At 42.0% G+C, this 25,952-nt stretch carries 19 protein-coding genes; 9 read left to right on the top strand and 10 right to left on the bottom strand.

Annotated elements, in window-relative coordinates; all coding sequences use genetic code 11:
• The first annotated feature begins 53 nt into the window (after positions 1–53).
• Both HYN43_RS07600 and HYN43_RS07595 read left to right on the top strand, forming a co-directional pair.
• The gene (locus HYN43_RS07600) at positions 54–1,160 is read left to right on the top strand and encodes a sensor histidine kinase (protein WP_119408870.1); all 1,107 of its coding nucleotides are present in this window, start codon (positions 54–56) and stop codon (positions 1,158–1,160) included.
• Complete coding sequence (locus tag HYN43_RS07595) at positions 1,157–1,615, top strand: response regulator (RefSeq protein WP_119408869.1); 459 nt, start codon at positions 1,157–1,159, stop codon at positions 1,613–1,615. The genes HYN43_RS07600 and HYN43_RS07595 overlap by 4 nt, the downstream gene beginning before the upstream one ends.
• Here the strand turns inward: HYN43_RS07595 and HYN43_RS07590 are convergent.
• From HYN43_RS07590 to HYN43_RS07560, 7 genes are read right to left on the bottom strand one after another with little or no spacing between them, the layout of a single operon-like run.
• Entirely contained in the window at positions 1,608–2,786 is a 1,179-nt protein-coding gene (locus HYN43_RS07590; protein ID WP_119408868.1) for a glycosyltransferase family 2 protein, read from the bottom strand. The two genes, HYN43_RS07595 and HYN43_RS07590, sit on opposite strands and share 8 nt — an antisense overlap.
• 10 nt (positions 2,787–2,796) lie before the next feature.
• On the bottom strand, positions 2,797–3,693 hold the full coding sequence (locus HYN43_RS07585) for a glycosyltransferase family 2 protein (protein ID WP_119408867.1): 897 nt from the start codon (positions 3,691–3,693) through the stop codon (positions 2,797–2,799).
• 3 nt (positions 3,694–3,696) lie between these two features.
• A complete protein-coding gene (locus HYN43_RS07580; RefSeq protein WP_205589894.1) occupies positions 3,697–5,139 on the bottom strand; it encodes an O-antigen ligase family protein in 1,443 nt (480 codons plus the stop codon).
• On the bottom strand, positions 5,136–6,455 hold the full coding sequence (locus HYN43_RS07575) for a lipopolysaccharide biosynthesis protein (RefSeq protein ID WP_119408866.1): 1,320 nt from the start codon (positions 6,453–6,455) through the stop codon (positions 5,136–5,138). Before HYN43_RS07575 ends, HYN43_RS07580 begins: the two co-directional genes overlap by 4 nt.
• A gap of 3 nt (positions 6,456–6,458) precedes the next feature.
• Complete coding sequence (locus HYN43_RS07570) at positions 6,459–7,685, bottom strand: glycosyltransferase (protein ID WP_119408865.1); 1,227 nt, start codon at positions 7,683–7,685, stop codon at positions 6,459–6,461.
• 1 nt (position 7,686) lies between these two features.
• The gene (locus HYN43_RS07565) at positions 7,687–9,867 is read right to left on the bottom strand and encodes a GumC family protein (protein ID WP_119408864.1); all 2,181 of its coding nucleotides are present in this window, start codon (positions 9,865–9,867) and stop codon (positions 7,687–7,689) included.
• Positions 9,864–10,616 (bottom strand): TolC family protein, encoded by a 753-nt coding sequence (locus tag HYN43_RS07560; protein ID WP_119408863.1) that lies wholly within the window; start codon positions 10,614–10,616, stop codon positions 9,864–9,866. Before HYN43_RS07560 ends, HYN43_RS07565 begins: the two co-directional genes overlap by 4 nt.
• Before the next feature lie 394 nt (positions 10,617–11,010).
• Here HYN43_RS07560 and HYN43_RS07555 point away from each other — a divergent pair, with 394 nt between their 5' ends.
• From HYN43_RS07555 to HYN43_RS07535, 5 genes are all read left to right on the top strand, one after another.
• Complete coding sequence (locus tag HYN43_RS07555) at positions 11,011–11,415, top strand: response regulator transcription factor (protein WP_119408862.1); 405 nt, start codon at positions 11,011–11,013, stop codon at positions 11,413–11,415.
• The gene (locus HYN43_RS07550) at positions 11,412–12,608 is read left to right on the top strand and encodes a sugar transferase (protein WP_205589893.1); all 1,197 of its coding nucleotides are present in this window, start codon (positions 11,412–11,414) and stop codon (positions 12,606–12,608) included. The genes HYN43_RS07555 and HYN43_RS07550 overlap by 4 nt, the downstream gene beginning before the upstream one ends.
• Positions 12,609–12,854: 246 nt before the next feature.
• On the top strand, positions 12,855–14,027 hold the full coding sequence (locus tag HYN43_RS07545; RefSeq protein ID WP_119408861.1) for a glycosyltransferase family 4 protein: 1,173 nt from the start codon (positions 12,855–12,857) through the stop codon (positions 14,025–14,027).
• The gene (locus HYN43_RS07540; protein ID WP_245447186.1) at positions 14,027–14,701 is read left to right on the top strand and encodes an acyltransferase; all 675 of its coding nucleotides are present in this window, start codon (positions 14,027–14,029) and stop codon (positions 14,699–14,701) included. The genes HYN43_RS07545 and HYN43_RS07540 overlap by 1 nt, the downstream gene beginning before the upstream one ends.
• A 2-nt stretch (positions 14,702–14,703) precedes the next feature.
• Complete coding sequence (locus HYN43_RS07535) at positions 14,704–15,312, top strand: acyltransferase (RefSeq protein ID WP_119408860.1); 609 nt, start codon at positions 14,704–14,706, stop codon at positions 15,310–15,312.
• A gap of 8 nt (positions 15,313–15,320) precedes the next feature.
• Here the strand turns inward: HYN43_RS07535 and HYN43_RS07530 are convergent, their stop codons facing one another.
• From HYN43_RS07530 to HYN43_RS07520, 3 genes are read right to left on the bottom strand one after another with little or no spacing between them, the layout of a single operon-like run.
• Entirely contained in the window at positions 15,321–16,343 is a 1,023-nt protein-coding gene (locus HYN43_RS07530) for a response regulator (protein ID WP_119408859.1), read from the bottom strand.
• 3 nt (positions 16,344–16,346) lie between these two features.
• Positions 16,347–16,769, bottom strand: coding sequence for a response regulator (locus HYN43_RS07525; protein WP_119408858.1), 423 nt, complete (start codon positions 16,767–16,769; stop codon positions 16,347–16,349).
• The gene (locus tag HYN43_RS07520) at positions 16,766–20,623 is read right to left on the bottom strand and encodes a PAS domain S-box protein (RefSeq protein WP_119408857.1); all 3,858 of its coding nucleotides are present in this window, start codon (positions 20,621–20,623) and stop codon (positions 16,766–16,768) included. The genes HYN43_RS07525 and HYN43_RS07520 overlap by 4 nt, the downstream gene beginning before the upstream one ends.
• Positions 20,624–20,943: 320 nt before the next feature.
• Here HYN43_RS07520 and HYN43_RS07515 point away from each other — a divergent pair, with 320 nt between their 5' ends.
• Both HYN43_RS07515 and HYN43_RS07510 read left to right on the top strand, forming a co-directional pair.
• The gene (locus HYN43_RS07515; protein WP_119408856.1) at positions 20,944–22,290 is read left to right on the top strand and encodes a sigma-54-dependent transcriptional regulator; all 1,347 of its coding nucleotides are present in this window, start codon (positions 20,944–20,946) and stop codon (positions 22,288–22,290) included.
• A gap of 179 nt (positions 22,291–22,469) precedes the next feature.
• Positions 22,470–25,952 carry a PAS domain-containing hybrid sensor histidine kinase/response regulator gene (locus HYN43_RS07510; protein WP_119408855.1) on the top strand — a complete coding sequence of 1,161 codons (3,483 nt, stop codon included), beginning with the start codon at positions 22,470–22,472 and terminating at the stop codon, positions 25,950–25,952.

Genomic DNA, 25,952 nt, shown 5'->3' with positions numbered 1-25,952 from the left:
AAGGAGTAGGCACCTCTATATTTCCGGAGGTGCTTAATAACATTTGATACGAAATGGACCTGCAAACGAAACAAATAACCCTCCTAAAGTTAATACAGGAAATACAGGGCTATGCTATATTTCTTTTAGATGAAAATGGAAACGTGGAGACATGGAACGCAGGCGCCCAAAAAATTAAGGGGTATCTTGCGGATGAGATTATCGGAAAAAATATAAGTATCTTTTATACTCAGGTCGATCTGGCAAAAAATTTACCACAAACATTGCTGGCCGAGGCCGCAAAAAACGGTACAGCCTACAATGAAAGCTGGCGCGTGCGAAAAGACGGATCAACTTTTTGGGGAGCGGTTACCATAATGGCGATGTATAATGAAGAAGGAAAAGTTTACGGCTTTGCCAAAATAACCCGCGACCTTACCGAAAAAATGCTATCGGAATTGACGATTAAGCAACACGCCGAGAATTTGGAAATTAAAAATAAAGAGATTGAGCAGTTTGTTTACATCGCATCGCACGACTTACAGGAGCCGTTGCATACCATTTCAAATTTTGCGTATTTTTTGAAAACGGAATATGCGCACAAATTAGATGATACAGCCCAAATGTATCTTGAATTTATGCTACAGGCGACTGGCAGGATGAAGGGACTGATAACCAATTTATTGGACTACTCAAGGATAGGTGCAGAAAAAACTTTAAGCGAGGTGGATTGCAATTTACTCATTGCCGGTGTTGTAGCCAACCTTGATAGTACGATAAAAGAAAACGGTGCCACTATACGCTATCAAAACCTGCCTGTGATTGAAGCTTACGAGATAGAACTTGCACAGCTTTTTCAAAACCTGTTAAGCAACGCGATCAAATTTCGGGATAAGAACTTTGCGCCCATTGTCGAAATTACGGCTTCAAAAGAGGGTAACGACTGGCGTTTCAATGTTATCGATAATGGGATAGGTATAAACCCAAAGTTTGCCGAAAAAGTATTCCTTATATTTCAGCGGCTTCATGGCCGGAACGATTACGAGGGTAACGGAATAGGCTTAGCTCATTGCAAAAAAATTGTAGAACTGCACGGCGGAAAGATCTCAGTGAAGGCCAACCCGGTAAGCGGCTGTACTTTCACTTTCACCATACCTTTAAACCCTGATAAACCGCGATGAAAACTTATAAAAATCTCGATGCCTTCTTGTTGGTGGATGATGACCTGCCAACTAATTTTATTCATACCAGGGTGATCAAAAACACATCGATAGCAGCTAAAGTAGAAGTTGCTACCAATGTGCAGGACGCTCTGGATTTTTTAACCTATGCCGGCAAGTTTGCAAATACGCAAAATACAGCGAGGCCAGGGTTAATTTTTTTGGATATTAATATGCCGGGCCTTAGCGGATGGGATTTTTTAGATGCCTATGAAAAACTGGATGCCAAATTTAAAGCGCAGGCGGTTGTAATAATGGTCACCACCTCATTAAACCCCGGCGACAGGGAAAAAGCTTTAAAAAACAAAGAAGTAGTCGAGTTTTTAAACAAGCCTTTACGACCGGACCTTGTGGCGGAAGTTGTAGCACGCTATTTTGACGAAGAAGAAGCACCCGGCACTATACCAATTATTTAGTTTCGCCATGCGGTGTATGGATAAAAGTGTTGTTAGCACCTTTCAATTTAAAAAACAACCGTGCCATCATAAAAAATGCAAGAGGTAAACGGCCCGCGGCGCCTAACAATTTTCTGGTTCGATACGTTGCTGGCACCGCAATGAAAATGGCGGTGTAAGCCGCCGCCGCAAGCGATAACCAATACAAGGGCGACAAAACCGGTCGTATTAAAAAAGACAAAACAAATAGCACCGGCAAAATACCAATTATCATTATCCGCGGTAACAGCATGGTTTGGAGTACTTTATCAAAAAAATCAAGGTTTCCTTTAAAAAGCTGTATAAATCCGTCGGCGAAGTATAATTTCAAATAGTTTAGCTGCGCCGAGAGCCAGCGCTTTCGCTGGTTTTGAAATACCTCGGCGCGTTGTGTTTTTTCATCAAATACCACAGCGTTTTCAGCGTACCCGAATTTGATCTTTCTTTTCAATAATCTAAGCTCCATTTCTTTATCAAAGCCGCCAACGGCTGTAATTTCAGGTATAATTTCATTAAACAAATTAAAATCAAGCGCCATGCCCGAGCCTATGATAGCGCTTGATAAACCCAGCGCGCAATGTCCTTTCCTGAATATGTGGTTATTGATACCCTCGCTTATGGCATCTAACAAGGCAAACGCAGTATTTGTGTTTTTTGCAACCCGTTGCCCCTGTACCACTTTGTAGCCCGCCTGTAATGCATCATTCATCCGTTGCAAATATTTTTTGTCGCAGATGTTGTCGGCATCCAAAATCAATGCGTAATCATAGTTTCTCCGGGTTTGGGATAAAGCAGTATTGAGCGCCTTTGCCTTGGTACTTTTATCAAACAAAACTTCAACCAGTTCGATAGGCAGCTTTTTTAACTTATCAATGGTTTCGGCCTGCAATGAATCGGCAATAACAATTATCTTCCGCTTCACCGCGGGGTAATCTAAGGTAAGCGCCGCCATGGCTGTTTCCAAAATTACAGCATCTTCCTTATATGCGGGAATATAAATGGCAAAACTCCCCAGCATCGATGCCTCTGGATAAACCTTTGTTTTTGCGAGCCAACCGGCAACCGAAAAAACCAACAGGTAAAATACCTGGATGCTAAGTATCGCGAAAGCCAATACTGATAATAAATAGATTAACTCGTTTAAATAATTCATGGCGCTTAATTTATCTTGCGTTGTTACGAAAGTTCCAGATCAATCCTTTCCATATTTCATTGGCATAGCCTGGTGTATCACTCAGAAGATACCTGAACATCGCAACCGGAGCCGAAATAAGTACAAAAAACATTCTGCTTATAAATCCCTGCAAACCCTTTATATTTCGCCTGATAAATAGCAAACGGTTGCGGTTTTGATAATAAACCTTGATGCTGCTTAATTTGCCAACACTCATCGACTCTTTATGAAGTACGAGGGAGGCCGGCTGGTACCAGATAGAAAAACCGGCCTTTTGCGCATGTACACAAAAATCAAGTTCTTCATAATACAGGAAATAATTTTCGGGCAAGAGGCCTATTTTGTCAAAAACGGTACGGCGTATAGCCATAGCGGCACCATGCCCCAATTGGGTTTTAACAGGCATTTGGAATTGCCCCCTATCGGCCTGGCCCGTGCCGATAAATTTTCCGCGGGCTGTAAAAGGGTTAATCGGTTCGCCTCCCGCGTACTGTATCACCCCCGGCAAATGATAATAACGTATTTTGGGAGATATGATACCGATTGACTGATCTGTTTTAAAAAGCTCAATGACAGGTTCAATAAAACCAGGTATCACCTCGGTATCATTATTCAGCAAAAAAACAATCTCGCCACTGGCTTTTTCAATGCCCCGGTTATTTCCGCCGGCAAAACCTTCATTAACCTCATTCTGGATAAATGTTATTTCCGGAAACGCTGTTTTAAGATAATCGCAATTAACTTTCGATGCATTATCAACAACTATCACCTCAAGGTTTGGGTAGGTAACATTTCGCAGCGAAGCAAGCAACGCGGCTGTCACCTCATCAGTATTGTAGTTTACCGTTATTACCGACACCAGCGGCAATTGAGTATCGTTATTCATGTTTTATTGTTTTATCTCGTTTGTATCCATTAGTTGTGCTGCTTTATCCCATTTGTAAGCCAGCCATATTAAACCAAGACTCATAAATACAACTATGCCGCTTGGTGCCTGCCCTATTACCTGGTTACTATAACTTGCAAACGCTATCCCGATATATCCCGAAAAAAGGGCCATGCTTATCTGTCGCAGGTGCAGATCATTTTTCATCCTGAAAATCATCACCGTGCCCGTTACGGCTATGGTTATGATCATCCCCAGGTGGATCCATAAACCCACGATGCCGGTTTCGGCCCAGATTTTTACGTACCAGCTATCTGTAGGAGTTTCGGCGAGAAATGTGCCGGGCGAAAACCTTTGCCCCCAGGAACCTGCCGAGCCAATGCCCCCGCCTATTGGTCGCGATTTGAGATAGGCTGCAAACTTTTTTTGATTATCAAGCCTCACCTGTAGCGATGGGTCGTTAGGATCGAGCGCGCTGCGCATCCGTTGTACCTGGTAATTACCCGCGCCTACATTTGTGAACTTCAGCAAGCCGAATAATATCCCGACGACAGCGATACCTATACTCAGGATCTTGAAATTTTTGGTTAAAAACAAGTACACCATAAAGCCCGAAAGCGGAACGAACAGCGCCCCCCGGGTACCACTTACTGCCATTGCCCAGAAGAAAAATACGCTTAACGCCAGATAGCCGAGCTTAAACTTCCGTTTCACAGGCCCAAGCGACAGGATAAGGCAGATGAGCAAAACGTGCCCCATGGCGGCACCAAACTGCCCCGCGTCTGAATAGAATGAAAAAACCCTGAGGCGGCCAAACAAAAGATGTGTTTTGTAAGCCCCGGCATCAAGCCACATCTGTTCGGCATGGTTAACACCTAAGTACAATTGTTTCATGCCCCAAACAGCAGCCAGGGCCGAACAAAAAATCCAGATGTTAACAAACTTCAGCATCCCCTTTTTATCATCAATGAGCAGGATAGTAAGGATAATCAACTGCATCATGTACAGCGCGGTGCCCCTTACCGAATAAAACCAGGCCGCGAAACTTCTTGCTTCGGGATTAATGATCTCGAAAACTGTAAAAGCCGTCCACACGGCAATAGCATAAACAAAGGGGTTTTTGAGCAGGGCCGACCTGCCTTTTTGAGGTTTCGCGAGGGCGGCAATTAATGTAATGAGCAAAAAAACATCAATTGATAACCCAAAAGGCGCTGTTGAATAACGGATCATACCGTTGGCAAAAAAGCCGGTATATAACACCGTATAAAGCGCCCTAACAGGTTTATTAAACACCCAGATAAGGTAAAGCGCTACAAATGGCAAAGCTATCAGGCCCATGGTTCCGGCCACATCAATATGTGCAGCGATAAAACCCAGTAATGCGGCAAGGCCTGCAATAAAAAATGCTTTTACCAGCCTGATCTCCGTAACGACTTTTGAAATCATTTTAATGGGATTGGTGTATTTTTAAAAGAATTGAAAGACCGGGTGATGCCTTCTCTCCAAAACAATATTGGTTTAAATGCGCAAAGAATATCCTTAAGCTGCCCCCAACCTATAATTACCCCCAGCAAAAAGGTTATTGTTGAACCCGCTGCAACGCCATACAAGCCCATGCCCATACTTAGTGCGGCTATATCCAAAACAACGTTAACTATCAGCATTAATATTACCTTAAGGCTATTCAGGCCTGGCCTGTTGGCGGCATCAAGCAATAAGCCGCAATAACGATCTAAAGGGATCAATAAGGCGTAGCAGCAAAATATTCTCAGCAACATGGCCGACTGCAGGTATTTACCGCCGCCCAATAAATTTACCACCGGCACGGGGAATAAGAGTAGTACCGCAACCAGCGGCAAAATAATGAAGCTTAAAAATCCGGCCTGGCGATAGAAAAGCATCCTTAAACTATTGCTATCATGCTTATGGTATAAAGCGGTGGCAGCCGGCATTGCTACAGATGCAAATGAGCGTACCGGTATCTCGATGGCTTCAACAAGTTTTTGCGGTATGGCATACAGGGCGAGCGCCGAAGGGCCCAGCCAGGCTGCGATGATAAACTGGTCTGAACTTCGGAGCAGGCTTGATGTGATCATGGTAAGCATGCTGTATTTGCCAAACCCCGACAATTTTTTGCGTTCGGCAGATAAATCAGCATCCCAACGCCCAAGCCTTACCCATTTTACAAGGATGCCCGCCATGCCAATAAAAAGCTGGATGCCACCGTAAAACATTACAGTTATTTCAAGATCCAATTTTAGTTTGAATTGCAGCAGCAGGAAGGCGCTAAACAAAAGCGCGAAAATAATTTTTATGGCGGCAAGCTTTTTAAATTGGCTCCGTGCCTGCAATTGCCATTGCAGTAGCTGAAAAGGTAGCGCACAAAGCAACCAAAGCACTGTATAATGCTTTGCCAATTTAAAGGCAGGTTGATCAAAGCTTTTAAATAATAAGGCCGGTAAAAGGAACAACGAAATAACCAGTGTAAAAGCCAATAATAGCTGCCATGAGGCGCCCGTTAGTTTCCTTCTTTCATCTTCATGTTGTGCGGAAACGTAGAAACGGATAAAAGGTGTTTGCACCCATCCGCTGCGCAGCATTTCTAACAGGGTATAAACAGTTAACAGCATAAACCACATGCCTGCCTGGTCTTTAGTGAAAATCCGGGCAATTAACGCCAGGTTTACAAAGCCCAAAATTGCCGTAAGCCCATTTGAAATTAACGACCACGAGGTGTTGCTATATAAAAGCTTTTTGAACATAACCTATGCTTTAATTGGTTTTTTAAGTAGAGATTGATGATTTTTATATTCGTTGATCAGATCCAGTAATTGATCGGCCCGCTCCTGCCAGTCGGCCTTTTGGGCAATACCAATCCGTTTTTCCTGCAAAGCCACGTCGTTTTCAAGCAGTGCCAGTTCCAGGCAATGTTTAAAGTTTTGATAGCCGTTGGCGATGTATACCACATCGGCACAGTCATTTAACGATGCAAAAGGTGTCATCACCACAGGTAGGCCCATGGCCAGGTATTCATTAACTTTAAGGGGGTATATGGCCGCCGTTAGCTCGTTGCACACGTACGGAATAATACCAACGTGGATCTGGCTTTGTATCACCGGCACCTGGCTGGCGGGGACAGCGGGTTCAAAACAAACGTTTATATATTTGATAAGCCGGTTGTAAACTGATTGATCGGCAACCTTGCCAACAAACAAAAAGCGTGTATTCTGCATCGCTTCTATCACACGCTCAAGCATGTCAACATCAAGCCGGTTATCAATTACCCCGGTATAGCCTACGGTTTTGATGTAGCCCTCATTAAACCTTTTAACGTTTCTGTTTTTGAAAAACCAATCGAAATGAACGCCGTTATTTACAATTTCTACCGGTTTGTTTAACAGCTTTTGCCTCTTCTTCAGCTCGGCAGAGGTTACAATAACCAAATCGGTTTTGGCGATATATTGGCGCTCTTCCGAAACCGCAAAGCCGTTAAACCAGGGTACTTTCGAAAAATCATCATAGATATAGTAAACATTGAAGCTTATGTTGCTGATATTCCAGTACCTGCCTAAAAAGGGCTGAAACGAGTTAAAACCAATAATGTCCTGCATTTGCAGGCGGGATATGGCTTTATTGATAAAGTAACCGCTTAATGCCGAGTTAAATTTATTTGCCAGCCTGAACAAGCGTTCTGATTTTAATATAAAGGCGGGAAATAGTGGCGGCAGCGACAAAACATATAAACCGGTATTACTTTCATCGCCGCTTACTTTTCGCAACCGATTTTTCAGACCGATAAGGCGCTTCCAGTCGAACTTCTTTTTACCTGTTATACCCTTAATTAAATCGGACACGGTATAAGCATAATCAACGTATAAAACCAGGTTGTGGCCGGATAGGCTTTTCATCAATTCAACGGTCGATCTAAGGTATTCGGCCTCCCAGGCGGGTAATGCCAGGCAAACAATATGCTGAGGTTTCTTATCAGGCATGTTATCGTAAATTAAGGGTTATCATTTTTTTTATTTTGCGCCTCAGCCAGCTCCGTTTTTTGGAAATTTCGCCTACTGAGCTATCAATATTGGCCTCATCAACATTTACAAGCCAGGTATAAAAAGGCACTTCCTGAACTGCATTTTGGGCTTTAGCAATAATTTGTTTGTCGGCTTGCTGATTGGTATGGCTCGCGTTAAACGCGTACAGCATCATTGCCGAACTTTTGGCAACAGCTACCGGAAGGCTGTTTAATGATAAATTGGGTGAAACGTACACCACCAAACCATCCTGCGGAATTAAACTTTCAGAAAAATCGCATATATCCTTGTAGTTTAACTGCTCGAGTGTGGGGGTGTATGTATACATAAAGTCAGTTGGTATAACACCCTGAAAAACATTGTCGTATCCAACCGGCACTACCCAAAAAACCTTTTTAAAAACGGCCAGCAAAGCCCCATGCAGCAGCTGTACATCAAGAGCATTATAAACCTCCTGCCGTGTAGCCACCAATGCCAGGGTAGCTTTACCTTTACATTCAAGATCTGCCGAAATAAATGGCAAAATTGTACTGGTGAGGCGCTCCGCCAGCAAATCCATTAATTGCTTTTGATAGGCTTGTATGTTTTCGGCTCCGTGAGCAATTGATATACCTGCAAGCGGTAGCCCAATGCTTTTTTCGGCCCTGTCGGTAGTACGAACAGATGAATCCATCAACTCCCGCCCCACTATCACCGAAACCACCGAAACAAAGCCCAGGATAAATGAAATGATGATCAGCAAGCCCCTTGTTGATGGCTGTGCGCGCAGCGGAAAGAATGGCTTATCCTGCACTACAATGTTTGAGTTAAGCGCGATATTGCTTTGACGCAGGCGGGCCAGGTTAAGGCCATGCAAAATGGATAAAAATTCCTTTTCGTTGATATCTACCTGCCTGTCGAGCCTTTTAAGTGTTGAACCAAGTGGCGCGAACTGATCAATCTGGCTCAGATAGTTTTGGCGCTGTTTATCAAGTACATCAAGCCCGGCGGTTGCTTTCTGGCCTGTAACGGCGTTATCAACCCATTCCTGTATCAGGTTTGAACGGGGTACGGTTTCGAGTGTATAATTCAGTTTAAGGTAATCGTCTGAGGCTGTTTTCAGCGAGTCTTCCAGCGATTTTACGCGGGCTGTGTATTTCGCCATTTTATCATTATTGCCATATAACCGCGCGCGTTCGAGGCTGGATTTTGCCTGGCTCAGGTGCTGCCGGGTATTAATCACATTAAGGCTGTTATCAATTTGTTGATTACGGGAGTTTAATTTCTTTTCAACGGCACCTAAAGCCTGTTCACTGCCTTTTTGAGTAACTTTTTCGGCATAGATCTCCTTTTCCAGTTGCTCTTTTGATTGCGCTATATACCGGGTTTGTTCATAATAATTGATCACCCTGTTTTTTTGACCGAACACCTTCAAATCATCTTCCGATTTTTGGAGTTTAGCCTTGGCCTCGGCCAGTTTGGCCTCAAAATATTGAACGGCACTATAAGTTTGATCAGATTTTAAACGTTTATAGTTTTCAGTAAAAACGGTACTGTGCAACTCGAGTGTGCGTAAACACACAGCCGGATCGGTACATGTATAAACCACCTGCAAAATATCGCTGGCATTTAATCGCGTTACTACAAGGCTTGATTTCAGATCATCAATACTGTAAAACGAACCCGGGTTGTTAAGTATATTGGCAATTGGGTTGTTGGTTTTAGTTGCAAAAACAACATTTAAATAGTTGTACACAGCCTGTTCATTGCCCAGCTTTTGTGCCGTATTAATAATGTCCTGACCAACCAGTTTTTTTAAATTATCAAAGCCCTCCGCACTTAATACATGAAAATCTGGCTTTTTTAATAACAGGTGTTCGGCTAAAAGGTGCAAAGCAACAGCCTGTATGGTTTCGCGCGATTTTGCAGAGGCCATCAGGTTATCAAACGCGTTGTTTACGGCAAAGTAGTCAAGCCGCTCATCTTCGGTACTGGTAATGGAGTATCCGCTTGCAACCCCGGTGTACAGGGTTGTTGAACTTGTATATTGCTTTTTGCTTTTTTTTGTTAAAAAAAACACGGTCGATGCACAAATCAAGGGCACTAATATCAGCCAGGTTTTGTGCCGCAGCAGTAACTTTATATAATGTATCAGGTTCATTTTTTGGCTATTAATCGGTTAAACGGCACGCCAACCAGGGGCTCCATCTGTGCGTAAAGGGTTGAAAACTGGCGTTTGGCCTCCTCATAATCGGCACGGGCGTTAACTTCAATTGTTTTTAACCGGGATAGCTCAAGCACATCTATAGCGCCATCCTTAAATTGCTTTTGAGCTATGGTATATTGATTGATGGCGGATTCTTTCGCCTCGCTGCGTATCGATAACAAATTATTGGCGTACAACAGGTTGTAGTAGGTTTGTATTACTTCTTTCTTTAGTTCCTGTACAGATTCATCGCGTTTATTAATAGATGAGTTGTATTGATATTTATAAAGGTTAACCCTCGATTTACGTCCCACAAGCTCATAAAGCGGCAGGTTGATCTGCACCCCCATCCTGAACCCGCTGGTGATATTGGATGAAGCTACCGACCCCGGCGACTGGCTATCAGACGATACGATACTTTGATTGCCCGTTGAGTAGTTTACAAAGCCCATGATGTTATTTGTCCAAACCCTTTTGGCAAAATCAAGCTGAGCTTTTGATGATTCAACAAGGTCTTTCTGAAATTTTACCGCAGGCGAATTCTTAACGGCAAGGTCAATTATACTATCAAGCGGGACTAATTGAACCTGCAGATCCTTACCCTCGTCGAGTTCCAGCGGCTCTTTATTTATTGGTTTCACCTGGCCAAAGCATGATGATGTTGCGGCTAAAAGGGCAAGGTATATTGTTATAATGTATCGCATTTGCTTTTGAAATATGATTTGATAATTAAAGCAGGTTTATCCTTTGAAATCATCAACTGTACCAAATGCGAAAAATCAAAATATACACTGATTATCAATTACTTAGAATTTAAACACAATAATGAAATTTCCATTTTATGGAAAAATTTCTTGCCGTTGGAATCTTGGAGCCCTGATTAATGTGTATCCGGCGACCTCGACGTGCGGGCGGGCCGACAAACCCACTATATATTTAACATACTATACTAATGGGTTCAAAAAATGGAATAAAAGTCTATTTTTTGGAATGTTAAATAGTAAAATACATTGATAATCAATTAGTTATTCGAATGGCACATTATTAGAATGCAGGAAAAGCGATTAATTAATACCAGATTGAAATAAACGAAACCCGATGGAAGACTTAAACAACATAAAAATATTAGTTGCAGAAGATGATATGTTTATGCAAACGATACTGCAGGAATATCTGGGTAAAACATACCGCGTGCAAATAGTGGCTAACGGGCTTGACGCGTTGGCCCAGATGCAGCGGGGCGATATCCCCGATTTGGTTATTGCCGATTTGAAAACCCCTGAACTTGATGGGCTTGGGCTGATCACGCAAATAAGGATTAGTGATTTTTTTAATTCGATCCCCGTTATCGTGTTATCGGGCGAAGAAAGCTCGGCCAAAAGGATTGAATGCCTTAATAAAGGGGCCGACGATTTTGTTGTAAAACCCTTCAACCCCGACGAACTGGAGGCAAGGATAAAGGTTATTTTACGCCGCACCGGCAAGCTTAAATTTTACGTATGATAGATTTAATTGAGCATCAAACACCGGTTATAGCGCTGATAGGTTTCGATGCGGATACTTCAGCCACATTTGTTAACTGCGATTTTCCCGGAAAAATTGTTATGCACTTTAACAACGGGCTAAAAATGGTTTCGCGGTGGACGAGCGATAAATTAAACATAGTTGCCATCGTTTCACGAAGCGAAATTACAGGCCCGGCCGGTTTACCATTACGGGAAGCTATTACAAAAAAGAACTTGCCCGATGTACCCTTCTTCCTGGTATTAAACCAATTTGATGATAATTTACGCCACACGGCTTTGCAGGCGGGCGTGGCTGATGTTTTTAAAATTCCTTTAAGTACTGACAGGATTGAGCGGAAAATTGATTTTATAATAGCTAATTACGATAGAATCAGGATAACGAAAGCAATTTTTACACCGGTGATAAAAAATACCGGGCATTGGAAAAGAGCCTTTGATATCCTTGCAGCAAGCCTCGCCTTGTTAATTCTTGCGCCGGTGTTTGTGGTTACCTACATCCTTATAAAGGTAGAATCAAAAGGGCCGGCATTTTACTATTCATTACGGGCCGGTACAGGTTACAGGGTTTTTAAATTTTACAAATTCCGGTCGATGTATGTTGACGCAGAAAAACGCCTTAAAGATCTGAAACATTTAAACCAATACCATATTCAAAAAATAACTGATATTACTGATTCGCCTTTGCCCGATAGCGGTTTGTGTGCCGGATGCCAGGCATCCGGAAAATGTAGTTACCCTATGTTTGCTGATCATATCCAATGGTGTGAAAAGGCACTTCAATCATCCCAAAAAAATAATTCCTCTTCACGTTTTTTTAAATTAAAAAACGACCCACGGATAACCCGCATAGGAAATTTTATCCGGAATACCAGTATTGACGAATTGCCCCAGCTTTGGAATGTGTTAAAGGGCGACATGAGCATAGTAGGCAACCGGCCACTCCCACTATATGAAGCCGAGAAGCTAACAACAGATAAATATATACTCAGGTTTTCGGCCCCGGCGGGCATTACCGGGTTGTGGCAGGTGCAAAAGCGTGGCAAAGGCGAAATGAGCGAAGATGAGCGCTTGCTGCTGGATAATGAGTATGCCGCAAATCACAGTTTTATAAACGATTTAAAATTGATAATGAAAACTATCCCGGCCCTGCTGCAAAAGGAAAATGTTTAGTACCGTACAAGGCCGTCTAAAATAAGCAATACCCCTATAATCAACTAAGTCTCCATCTCCTTAAGCGGGAATCATTCGATTCCTGCTTTTGTTTTTTATAGCGACCTCCCCTATTGCTAAAATCAGGAATTATTCCATTATCTGGAATAAAAAAATATTATAAATAACTAATTATCAACTACTTAATCAATGGCACATTTATAGGTTAGTACTATCCAAACTATCTGATTATAAATTTTAAACGCCATGATACTAAATTCTCAAACCCTATCTCCTAATTTGCAAATAGCTATAGAAGTGCAAAGGATATTCCGCCCCCGAAAACACGGGATGGATGTTGTAGCTCATGAACTGCTTAAAAGGCTCCCTTACGGCGAAGACGGCTTTGATTATCATGTAATGGTTAAGCCAGATGCCGACGCATGCCTGTCGAGTATCCCCCACCGCATTATACATACCATTCGTAGGGCTCCTTACTTTATCTGGGAGCAGTATTTTTTACCAAAAGCCTGCCGTCAATACCATGCCGACGTTTTACACTGCACAGCCAACACCGCTCCGCTAAACAGCAAAGTGCCGCTTATAGTAACGCTTCATGACGTTATATTCCTCGAAAAATCTGTAAGATCGACAAATACCAACTGGTATCAGCGTTTAGGGAATATCTATCGCGGTTTGATCGTATCAAAAATTGCAAAAAAGGCATTGAAAATCATCACCGTATCCGAGTTTCAACGGGATGTTATAGCCGAAAAACTTAAAATATCAAAAGATAAAATCAAGGTTGTATACAACGGTGCCGATGAACATTTCTTTGTTCGCCATGACCAGGAAACTATCAGCAACACGCTTAAAAAACTGGGCTTACAACAGGGTTACATATTCTTCATGGCCAATACCGATCCCCGTAAAAACACTATCGGTGTTTTAAAAGCTTATGCCAGGCTGCTTCAGCATAACAGCAATGCGCCCAGACTGCTTATGAAAGGCATAAACCGCGAAAAACTTAATGTTTTACTGGCTAAAGCAGATTTACTGAACCTGGAGCAGAAGATAGATACCATAGAATATATTGACTGCGCCGATTTGCCCATGATATACCAGGGCGCAAGCATGTTATGGTTCCCATCGTTCAGCGAAGGGTTTGGGTTGCCAATAGTGGAAGCTATGGCTTCGGGCACACCGGTTGTCACTTCGTCGGTATCGTGTATGCCAGAAATAGCCGGTGATGCCGCTCTTTATGTTGATCCTCAAAAACCGGCCTCCCTGGCATTTGCAGCTCATATCATTTTAACCGACCCAACAGTTGCCGAAAGGTTATCAGCAGTTGGCACAAAAAGGGCAGCACTGTTTAACTGGGAAGACGCGGCAAAAAAAACAGTTTCGGTTTATCACGAAGTAGAAAAAATGATTAAGTAATGAAAAAAAGGATAATGGATAAGGTTGACGTTTTGGCTGCCGACTATTATAGCCGCCCGGCACAATCAACCAGCGAAAAACTATTTATTTATTGGGTACTGTTTAAACGGCTGTTAAACAGCTTTATCAGCATACTAAACGCCAAATACCGGTTGCGGGCTTGCCGCACAGGCAAACTAATAACCGTAAAAGGCAGGTTAATGATCAGGAACGAAGGCAAAATAATAATTGGCGATGGCTGCCGGATCTGGTCGCACATTGGCACAACACAAATATCGGCCGGCCCACGCGCGGTTATCGAAATAGGAGAAAATACCTTTATCAATACCGGGGCGATCATCACCTCGCGAAAAAACATCAGGATAGGTAAAAACTGCCAGATTGCTAACCAGGTAATTATTATGGACGATGATTTTCATGATGTTTACGCCAGGGAAAAAACCTGTTCGGCAAAAGAGGCAATAATTATAGGCGATAATGCCTGGATCGCTACCCGCGCTACCATATTAAAGGGTGTTACCATTGGCGATGGCGCTGTAGTAGCCGCGGGGGCCGTAGTTACTAAAGATGTATTACCCTATACGCTGGTTGGCGGCGTGCCGGCCAAATTTATCAAAAGCCTTAAAGAGGATGCACATATCAATCTTGAAATATCAAACCTTATCCACAATTAAACATGAGCCTTAAATTTGCAATAAAATCAAACCCTGCCATTAAAGCCTTGGTATACAAGCTCATTATAAAAAATGCAAGGCCACAGTGGTGGGTGCGCAACATTGTTACGCCATTTATTTATAAACGCGGCAGAAAATCGTCTATAAGGCGTACTGCAAGGATGGATGTACTGCCATTTAATAATTTCTCGTTAGGCCAATATTCAACTATCGAAGATTTTTGCACCGTAAATAATGGCGTGGGCGATGTAATTATAGGCGATAATACACGGGTTGGTATTGGCAATGTAGTTATTGGCCCGGTAAATATTGGCAACCAGGTAATTTTAGCGCAAAACATAGTACTAAGCGGCCTCAATCATACTTATACCGATGTTAATACCCCCATAAGGCTGCAAAAAGTGACTACCGCCAACATAGTTATAGAAGATGAAGTGTGGATAGGCGCAAACTCGGTAATAACAGCCGGTGTTACCATTGGCAGGCATAGCGTTGTTGCCGGCGGATCCGTAGTTACCAAAAACGTGCCTGCATTTTGTGTGGTGGGCGGCAATCCTGCTAAAATACTTAAGCGTTACAATCAGGATACCAGCCAATGGGAACGAACCTAAAAATGTATTTACTGCTGTTCCGTGGTATCCGGTTCCTCAAAATTCGACAAATTAGATTTGTCGGTTATTTTTCGGATCACATCGTCCAGCTCGTAAGCTGATGATAATATAAAGGCCAGTATTTCCCGCTTATCCTCTACATTATTGTCTTCCAGTAAAGGAATGAGCCCCATTATTCTGCACAAAGGAGCCCTAATTATATGTGATTGTATCCAGGATATTTCTTTAAGTCGTTTGTTTTGCTCTTCAATAGCTTTTACATGCTTTAACTGCTCTGTTATATCGGTAGCTATTACCAGGTTTGCATATCGGCCTTTATGCTCGATGGGTGATACCTGTATTTTTACATTAAACAATTCGCCACTTTTCTTTTTGTGGATATAAACTTCTTTGGCTATTTCTGTTGGATTTATCCTCGCCTTAGCAAGCCCTTCAAGTAGATGCGGAATTTCTTGAGGAGGCCTGATGTCTTTCAACGTCATTATCGAAAACTCGTCATAGCTAAATCCGTAATGACTAACAGTAGCTTGGTTAACATCAAGAAATTTCATGGTCTCGATGTCCATCACCCACATAGGTAGCGGACTGAAATTAAATAAATTACTGCTGTGTTTTTCGGATAACTGTAATTCTATTATTTTTTTCTTGCGTTCAATGCTATACAAAATGCTTTTGTACAACGCCATAGGGGTTAAATCATCCTTTAGCAAATAATCGGCAACCCCCATTGATAATGATTTGACACTAAAATCTATGTCAGTGTAACCCGTTAATACAATCAAAGGCGATGTGCCTATCAAAGCTATAACACTTGCTATCAACTCCTCACCGGTTTTGTCGGGCAGAGTAAGATCTAAAAGCACAATATCAAATGTTTCTTTTGATAACACCTCACGGGCCGCTTCAAAATCAAAACAGTGTCTTATCTGGGGCGCATCGATCTCTTCAAACAAGAAATCTTCAATAAGCGCGAAATCTCCCGGATTATCCTCAATGATTAAAAGTTTGTAATTTTTTGTATCTATTGCCATGGGTTACCTGGGGGGGATTGAAACAATATTTATCCAAAAATCTTCTATTTTGGTAACCGCGTTTATAAAATCATTGGCATCAATCGGCTTAACTATATAGCAGTTTACATGGTTTTTGTACGATTTTAGTAAATCATTCTCCGATGACGAGGTTGTTAACATGATAACCGGTAAGTGCCTGTATCTTTCGCTGGTTTTCAGGTACATCAACACTTCATGCCCGCTCATTTTCGGGAGATTAATATCCAGCAGCACTATATCGGGCAGTAACTCCTTCGAACTGATGCCTTCAAAAAATTCAACGGCCTCTCTCCCATCCCTTTTGATAGTTATTTCGTTGATGATCTTGCATTCACTCAGAGCTTCGGTGGTTAAAATAATATCTCCTTCATTATCCTCAACCAATAAAATACTTACCGATTTCATAACTCAGTTTTTTTTATGGTAAAATAAAATGTGCTTCCCTGCCCGTAAACAGATTCAACCCAAATCTTCCCACCTAAATTCTCCACTATTTTTTTAGCTATGGCAAGCCCCATACCGGTTCCCGAATACTTATCCTTGTTGTGCAGGCGTTGAAATATTACAAATATCTTGTCGAAATACTGGGGCTCGATGCCGATACCGTTATCCGCCACCGAAAACTGCCAGTACCCATCTGTTTCCGCGCATTTTATTTCGATATGGATATCTGTTTTATGTTCGTTGTATTTTAAACTGTTGCTTATTAAGTTTTGAAAAACCTGCCGTAAAGGGCCGCGGTAAGTGCGCAATACGGGTAAATCTTTAAATAAAACGGTCGCCCCTCCTCCATCAATCAACTTATTGTAAAAGGCCAGTATATCATTGATCAGACTGCCTGCGTCAACATTATCAATATTATCCGCGGTGGTTCCTATCCTTGAAAACTCAAGCAGGTCAAGTATAATCTGGCGCATCCGCTTGGCGCCGTCTACAGCAAAGTTGATATACTGTATCCCTTTTTCATCAAGCTTATCGCTGTATTTTCTTTCAATTTGCGAAAGGAAACCTGTAACCATTCTCAGCGGTTCCTGTAAATCGTGCGATGCTACGTAAGCAAACTGTTCCAACTCGGCGTTAGATGCGGTTAACTCTTTGGTTTGGCGCTTTAAACTTTCATTTAATTCTTTCAGGCGCTTGTCGGAAACCTTGCGCTCTGTAATATCTTTAAAATATACCGACAAGCCCGCGGCCGACGGATAGGCGCTTATTTCGTACCATTTTTGTAAAGGCGCATAAAAATCTTCAAAATGAATGGCCTTGTTGGTTTCAATTGCTTCGTGGTATTTATGATATGATTTGGAATTGACCGACTCATTAAACACATCCCATAAATTGGAATTGAGCATCATTTGCTTAGGTTTACCCAAAACCTTTTCGGCCATGTTATTCCAATAGGTTATCACCCAATTTTTGCCCACAGCAAAAAAGGCATCGCCAATACTTTCCAGTATTACATTCCTCTCTTCCAATATTTCCGAAACCGCTATCTCTGCCCGTTTACGCGCGTCGATATCCTGGAAACTGCCGTAAAGCCGCATACACCTGCCGCCTGAAAATTCGGCCTCGCCTATTGATCGCACCCATTTTTCGTAGCCTTGGGCGGTAATTATTTGAAGTTCAGTATCCCACGGAACACCTTTTTCAATGGCTGCCTTTACTTTTGCTGTTATTACTTTTCTTGATTCGCCTTCTTTATAAAAGTTGATACCTGTATCAAGATCAGGAATAAAATCGCCACCAACTTCATGGATCTCCCTCGTTACATCCGACCAATAAATATTCCCGTTGCTCAAATCAAATTCCCAGCTGCCTATCCGGGCCATGCTGTTTGCTTTGGCCAGCAAATCCTCAAGTTCTTTTTTCTCTGTAATATCCTTGGCAACGCAAAAAATCAAACCATCCTCAGACGGAGCCGAAGTTGTCCAGGCAAGCCATTTGGTTTTATGATCTCTGGTTTCAAACCGGCATTCAAAATAAGGAGTAGCTTCACCTTCCAGTATTTTATTAAACTGGGCAAGGCTGCGCTCTTTATCATCAGCGTGTATAAAATCAACAAATTGCCTGTTCAATAATTCCAGTTCCGGGTAGCCAAGTAAGGCAACCATGGCCGGATTCACCTTTTTGAAGTAACCATCTATCCCGGTTGAACATATCAGATCGGGGGCAAGATTAAAAATTTGGTTAAGCTCCTGTTCTACCTGTTTCCGGCATATTTCGGCCCCAAAAGTCCGGCTAAAGCGCTCGAACAATAGTGTATAAAAACTTTCCTGGTAATCGGCCTCCGATAAACCCAACACCATCACTCCTATTACTTCTCCTTTAAAAATAATCGGCGCTCCGTAGGCGCTGGTTATTCCGGCGCGAAGCGCTTCCTGCTTACGCAAAAAGAAATCGTTTCGCTGCAGGTTGGGTACAAACTGTATTGCCTTTGTTTCCCATACCATACCAGGTAAACCCTCCCCTTTAACAAAACTGTTCAGCGCATTGCCTTCCTTGTAAAAAGACCGGGCTTCATCTGTTTCACAATAGTTAACAGCCAAATTGATCTTCCGCTTATCTGCCGAAACCAACCAGGCTTCCACCAATTTAAAATTGCCAAAATGCGCAAGTTTGTTTAACACCTTGAACAGTGTTTCTTTCAGGGTAGCCTCTTCATTAAAAATTGCGCTAATGCCGGCAAGCAGGTTTTTTTGTAAATCGTTTACTTTGCGCTCGGTTATATCCCTTATAAACACCGAAACGCCCTTACCTGAGGGATATACACGGTTTTCCTGCCATAGGTTTAAGGGAGGATAGTAGTCTTCATTGCTTACATATACATTACTGCTGTAAGCCTCCATAATAGCCTCGTAGGTTTTAGATCCTACCGCGTCGGGAAATACTTCCCATATATTTCTGCCAATTAATGCCGAAGTTGGCATCCCCAGAAGTGTTCCAACTGTTTTATTGGCATAGGTATAACACATATGCTCATCAAGGGCGATAAAACCATCCTGAATATTTTCAAGCAAATCTGCTATTTGTTCGTTTTTCGCCCTCAGTTCACCCTCGGCAATTTTAACTTCAGTTATATCATAAATTATCGAATAAAAGCCCTTAACCGTATCATCACTAATATCAGGGATGTACTGCGTATGCGTATAAATTTTCGCTCCGCTTTTATTTACAAATGTACGTTCAAAACTTTGAGCGGAGCCTGATAACACCCCTTCTATTTTGCCGTGCAATTCTTCAAGCCCGACAGACGACATGAGTTCGGCCTTATTCATGCCGATAATTTCTGTGGCAGTCTTCTCAAACCAGTTACAGTACGGCTTATTGGCAAAAAGGCATTTTAAACGGGCATCCCAATAGGCAATCATGGCAGGCACATTGTCGGTTATGGTTTTAATAAACTTTTCCCGTTCTGCCACCCGGCTCTGGTTTAGCCTGCGCTCGGTACTATCAATAAAATTACATACTATGGCATTTACATTAGGTTCGTCAAGAAAATTTGAAAACACGCAATCAAGCCATATATACCCGCCATCGGCATGTTTTGTACGAAAGCTGCCGGCTTTTGGAACTCCCGGTGCCGTTAGGGCTTCATCAAGTAATCCCTGCACAGTCGCGATATCGTCCGGGTGAATGAGATCGGCAACACCATACTTCGCTCGGTCCTGATTGTTCCAACCCCCAATCCGCTCGGCCGATGGGCTGCGGTATATCACATTCATGTTGGCATCAAGCAGCGAGATACCGCTGTAACTATTCTCAATCAGTTTACGAAAACTCAGGTTGCCGCTTCCCGGCTCGTGTTTTATAATCCCCCCATTGGTAGCACTATCGGTTCCGGTTAAATCATAAATTATTTTAGTATATCCTAATAGTTCCTTGTCTTCATCGTACAGGGCTGTGTAGTGAATGTTAGCGAAAAAAATAGTACCATCTTGTTTTAACCGCCACCCGTTTATTTGATAGTTGTTATTGATGAGTGCCTCCTGCAGGTTATATATGGGGCTATCGGTTTTAAGTGTTTCAAACGGATAAAAAAGAGAGATCGATTTTCCCAGAACTTCGCCTTCCTTATATCCTAATATAAGTTCGGCACCTTTGTTTAAACTGATAATTGTTCCTTCCGGATCAGTCAATATTACAGCATAATCCACAATACTGTTTACCATAGCCCTGCACAGCCGGGCGTCTTTAACACGCCTGCTGCTTTGATCTGCATATGGGTGCTCCGATTCAATATTACGTTCAGGTTCAAACGGCATAGCAAATTATAATTAGGAGTAGAGAATTATTGCTTATGAATTATTCTCTTTATATAATACATAAATACAACTGAAAGGAGTTATAAGGTGTACTACCCTATAAATTTTAGAAAAAAAAATCGTTTCTCCAATAGGTGTTTATACGGTATTTAGTATTTAAAAAGTTATCAACTTTATAGCATATTATATTTAATAAGATAATAGCAATGCTTAAGGAAAAAGATATTTATGTTTCAACATAAAATCAGGAATATTAACCGGTAACTTTTATTCCGGATTTGCGTATTATCGCTTAAGCATATACCTGGTAACCTAATTACATGAGCGCTTACAATATTTTTATAGTTGAGGATGACCGCTGGTATGGCGAAATTCTTCAGTACCATATAAGTTTAAACCCCGATTATAAGGTAACGCGATTTGAAACCGCTAAAGACCTGCTAAATAACCTTTACCAGCAGCCAGATTTGATTACACTTGATTTTTCGTTGCCGGATATGCTCGGCGATAAGTTATTTCAAAAAATCAGGGAAGTAAACTCTACTGTACCTATCATCATGATCAGTTCGCAGGAAAAAATAGCCGTAGCGGTAAACCTGCTTAAAATGGGCGTTACCGATTATCTTGTTAAAGACGACTCGACGAAAGATCTTTTATGGAACAGCATTGTAAGGATCCGCGAAAACCAAAGCCTTAAAAAAGAAGTGGAAACACTACGGGAAGAGCTTGGCCAGAAATTTTCGTTCGAGAAAACCATACTTGGCCAAAGCGAATCATTGAAAAAAATATTCTCGATGATGGAAAAAGCTTCCAAAACCAATATAAACGTTTCCATAACGGGCGAAACCGGCACCGGTAAGGAGGTTGTGGCAAAAGGCATCCATTACGCCAGCGAAAGAAAAAAGAAAGCTTTTGTGCCGGTAAATATGGCAGCCATTCCGCGTGAGTTAATTGAGAGCGAACTTTTTGGGTACGAGAAAGGCGCGTTTACCGGCGCTGTAGCACGTAAAGCCGGAAAGTTTGAAGACGCCAACGGCGGCACCATTTTTTTAGATGAAATAGCCGAACTGGAACTGAGCGTTCAAAGTAAAATTTTACGTGTGTTACAGGAACGCGAGGTGGTGCGCATAGGCGGAAACGAAAAAATAAAATTAGACATCAGGGTTATAGTAGCAACACATAAAAACCTTGCCGACGAAGTTAAAAAGGGCAACTTTAGAGAAGACCTTTACTATCGGGTTATAGGCCTGCCTATTGATTTACCGCCGCTTAGAGAACGCGGGAATGATATACTGATTCTTGCCCGCCATTTTGCCGATGACTTTGCCAAACAAAACAAACTCGGGGCCGTAACAATTGCATCGGATGCAAAGAGCAAACTGTTACATTACCAATTTCCGGGCAATGTACGCGAGTTAAAGGCGATAATAGACCTGGCCGCGGTAATGTGCGATAACAATGAAATAAAGGCCGCAGACATAACCTTTAATTCGACCAGGAAGGACGAACCTTTTTTATTTGGTCAAAAAACACTCAGGGAGTACACAGTAGAAATCATTAAAATGTACCTCAAGAAAAATAACGACGATGTTATAGCCACCGCCCGGATGCTTGATATAGGCAAAAGCACCATATACAAAATGATACAGGATGGTGAATTGAAATAATTCCATTACCCGGAAAAAATTCCAAAAAGCGGAAATTCCATCCAGTTAAATCTCAATTAAAATACTCATTATTAATGATTTAGGCTAAACGCAAGCATTTGGTACACTTTTACGGTAAATAGGCAAACGCGCTTATTGCATAATTACCGTAGGCGCAGCGGTTTTAAACAGCTGTAAAAATGGATCAGACAAGTGTTTCTATTTCTCCCTTTTTTTCTTCCGGCGGCTTTAGTCAGGATGAACTGCAACAGCTTGCAATTGTTGCCGTAGCCAATGAAAATGGGGTGGTATTTAATGATAATACAGGTAAAATTAGCTGGGTTAACAATAGCTTTTGTAAGATGATGGGTTATGATGCCCATGAACTTATAGGGAATTACACGTTTGATTTTTGCAAAGGGCCGCTTACCCGGCCTGAAACTATAGCACGTATCGAAGAAGCAATCGGCACGCAAACATCGTTTAATGAGCAGCTGATACATTACCGCAAAGATGGCTCATGGTTTTGGGCAAGGGTAAAAGGACAATCGTACCCTGCGGATGAAACTAAAGCGTTAAGATACTTTGCAGTTATTGAAGATATAAGCGTTGAAAAGGCGAGAGAAGAAAAACTTGAAGTATTATCAAAAATTGCTGAAGAAAATATAAACGCTGTTATCCTCACTGATAAACATGGCCATGTAACCTGGGTTAATAAAGGCTTTACCAAGATAACCGGGTATACCCTTAGCGAAGTAGTTAATAAAAAACCCGGCCACCTATTGCAGGGCCCGCAAACTGATAAAGAAACTGTTAATTACCTCCGGAACCAAATAGCGCAAGGGCAACCCTTTGCCGCAGAGATTATAAACTATTCAAAAAGCGGAAGAAAATACTGGCTGCGTATACAGGGCCAACCCATACTAAATTCCAATGGAGAGTTAAGCGGTTTTTTTGCCTTGGAAGAGGATGTTACCAATGAGAAAAAAGCATCGGAACATATTAAAGAATCGGAAGCCCGGTTCAGGCTCGCGCTCGAAAAAATAGGTGATAATGTTTGGGAGCATAATTTAATAACGGGCGAAACCATATTTTCGAAAACAAACCACCAATTAAATTACCGTAAGCATTTTAAAAACGATCAAAACTCATTTTGGTGGGAGCTTGCCGATATTAAAGATCAGCAATTACTGAAATCAACTTATTTAAAGTACAAAAAAGGCGAAATAGATTCGCACAGCCTCGAATACAAGGTAATTGACAGTAATGGCGGCACAAGATGGATACTTGACCGGGGCGTTGTTATTGAATATAACAACTGTAATATGCCTGTACGAATAACGGGCACCCATACCGATATTTCAAAAATTAAACAAACCGAAATTGAACTGGAAAACCGCGCCATGCAGTTTAAGGCATTATCCGAGAACATCCCGGGCGTGATATATGAATATGAGTTCAGACGGGACGGTACCGAAGGCCTGCGCTACATCAGCCCGGCAATTGAACGTATTTTTGGGATAAAACCGGACGATTTTTCAAACTACCTGAATTATATCGGCCCGGCAGACAGGGACAGGATCATCAAAAAAAACGAGCACTGCAAAAAAACGCTTGAACCTTTTTATGATGAGTCGGTTTTATTGATACCCGGCCAGCCCCCAAAATGGCATTCTGTATACTCTTCGTTTTCTTATCTTTCGCCAAACGGCTCCAAAGTTTTTACCGGTTTTATGAACGACATTACCGAACGTAAAAACGTTGAAGAAGCTTTAAAAAATGAAGAGGAAAAATACCGGGGAATCATCGATAATATGAATCTTGGGCTGGTAGAGGTTGATATGTATGAAAATATAACGTTTGCTAACAATACATTTTGCTTAATGAGCGGCTACGCTTTAAATGAACTGTTAGGAAAAAACGCCGCAACATTGCTGGCCAGCGAGGAAACCAAAAACATTTTTCACGAAAAAAACGAACTACGCAAAAAAGGCGTATCTGATGCGTACCAGGTAAAGTTGAATAACAAACAAGGTAACGAAAAATGGTGGCTAATAAGCGGTGCACCGCGTTATAACAACAAAGGTGAGCAAATGGGATCAATCGGAATCCACCTTGATATCACCGAGCAAAAAAGACAGGAAGAGGAACTTATCGACGCCAAAAAGCACGCCGAACACCTGGCACGTGTGCAGGAAAACTTTTTGGCTAATATGAGCCACGAGATTCGCACGCCCATGAACGCTATTATGGGGATGAGCAACCAGCTTTCGAAAACTGCACTTTCACCGCAGCAGCAATTTTATCTTGATGTTATTAATTCTGCATCCGAAAGTTTGTTGATAATTATCAACGACATACTCGATCTTTCAAAAATTGAAGCCGGAAAACTAAATATCGAAAACATTGGCTTCGAACCCCGAAAATCGGCAGCAAGGGTGATCCAGGTGTTATCGCACAAAGCCGAAGAAAAAGGATTACGGCTCATAAATTCCTATTTTGACGACAAAATATCTCCTATCCTGATCGGCGATCCATACCGCCTCAATCAGATCCTGTTAAACCTGGTAAATAATTCGGTTAAATTCACAGAAATGGGCACAATTGATTTGACATTCAAGCTAATCAGCGACACCCTGCATTCACAGCTTTTACAAATAGAAGTTAAAGATACAGGTATAGGCATGGATGAAACGTTTTTAAAACATCTTTTTGATAAGTACAGCCAGGAAACAAAATCGGTAAGCAGAAAGTACGGAGGCACCGGCTTGGGAATGAGTATCTGCAAGGATCTTGTTGAGTTGATGGGCGGCCAGATTTTTGCCGAAAGCAGAAAGCATGAGGGTACAAAAATAACGCTCACCATCGAATTTAAAAAAGGTAGCACTGCCGATTTGCCCAGTAAACCTGAGCCATATCATAATGTGGATTTTTTGCGGGGTAAAAACGTACTTGTAACCGACGATAATGAACTTAACCGCCTTGTGGCCCTGGTGATACTGCAAAATTATGGAGCATCGGTAACCGAGTCGATAAGCGGAGTTAACGCGCTGGAACTTATTAAGAAACAAAATTTCGACGCTATACTGATGGATATCCAGATGCCGGGGATAAACGGCCTTGAAACGGCTAAAATGATTAGGGGAACCGGCAATAAAAGCCCGATCATAGCGCTTACGGCCGAGGCTATAAAAGGAGAACGGGAAAAATGCCTTGCTGCCGGGATGAATGATTATATTACCAAACCAATAAATGAGGCCGAGTTTTTAAAGGTTCTTGACCTTTGGCTCCAGCCCCGTTCGCTAACAAGCCCTAAACTAAATATCGATATGAGCAGCGATAGTCCGATGTATGATCTGTCTTTACTTAAAGCTATTAGTAAAGATAATGAGGCATTTGTGCAAAAAATGGTAAATATTTTTTGCGAGCAAACCCCAGCCATGATAAGCGACATGCAAAGCGCCTATAATAAAGGCGACTTGGGAGTTGTACGGCTTATGGCACATAAAATGAAGCCAAGCATCGATAATTTAAAGATAAACTCAATTAAGCAAACCATAAGGGATATTGAAAGCAGCGAAGCTAATGAAACTGATAAAGTCATTTTAGCCCATAACATACAATTGCTGCATGCCACCGTTGAAAAAGTGATTGCAAAAATAAGGAATGAGTACCCGGCCTAA

The sequence above is a fragment of the Mucilaginibacter celer genome (genome assembly GCF_003576455.2).
GTDB classification, from domain to species: Bacteria; Bacteroidota; Bacteroidia; order Sphingobacteriales; family Sphingobacteriaceae; genus Mucilaginibacter; species Mucilaginibacter celer.
The sequence above is the reverse complement of the archived record's forward strand: the minus strand, read 5'-3'. Positions and strand labels throughout refer to the sequence as shown.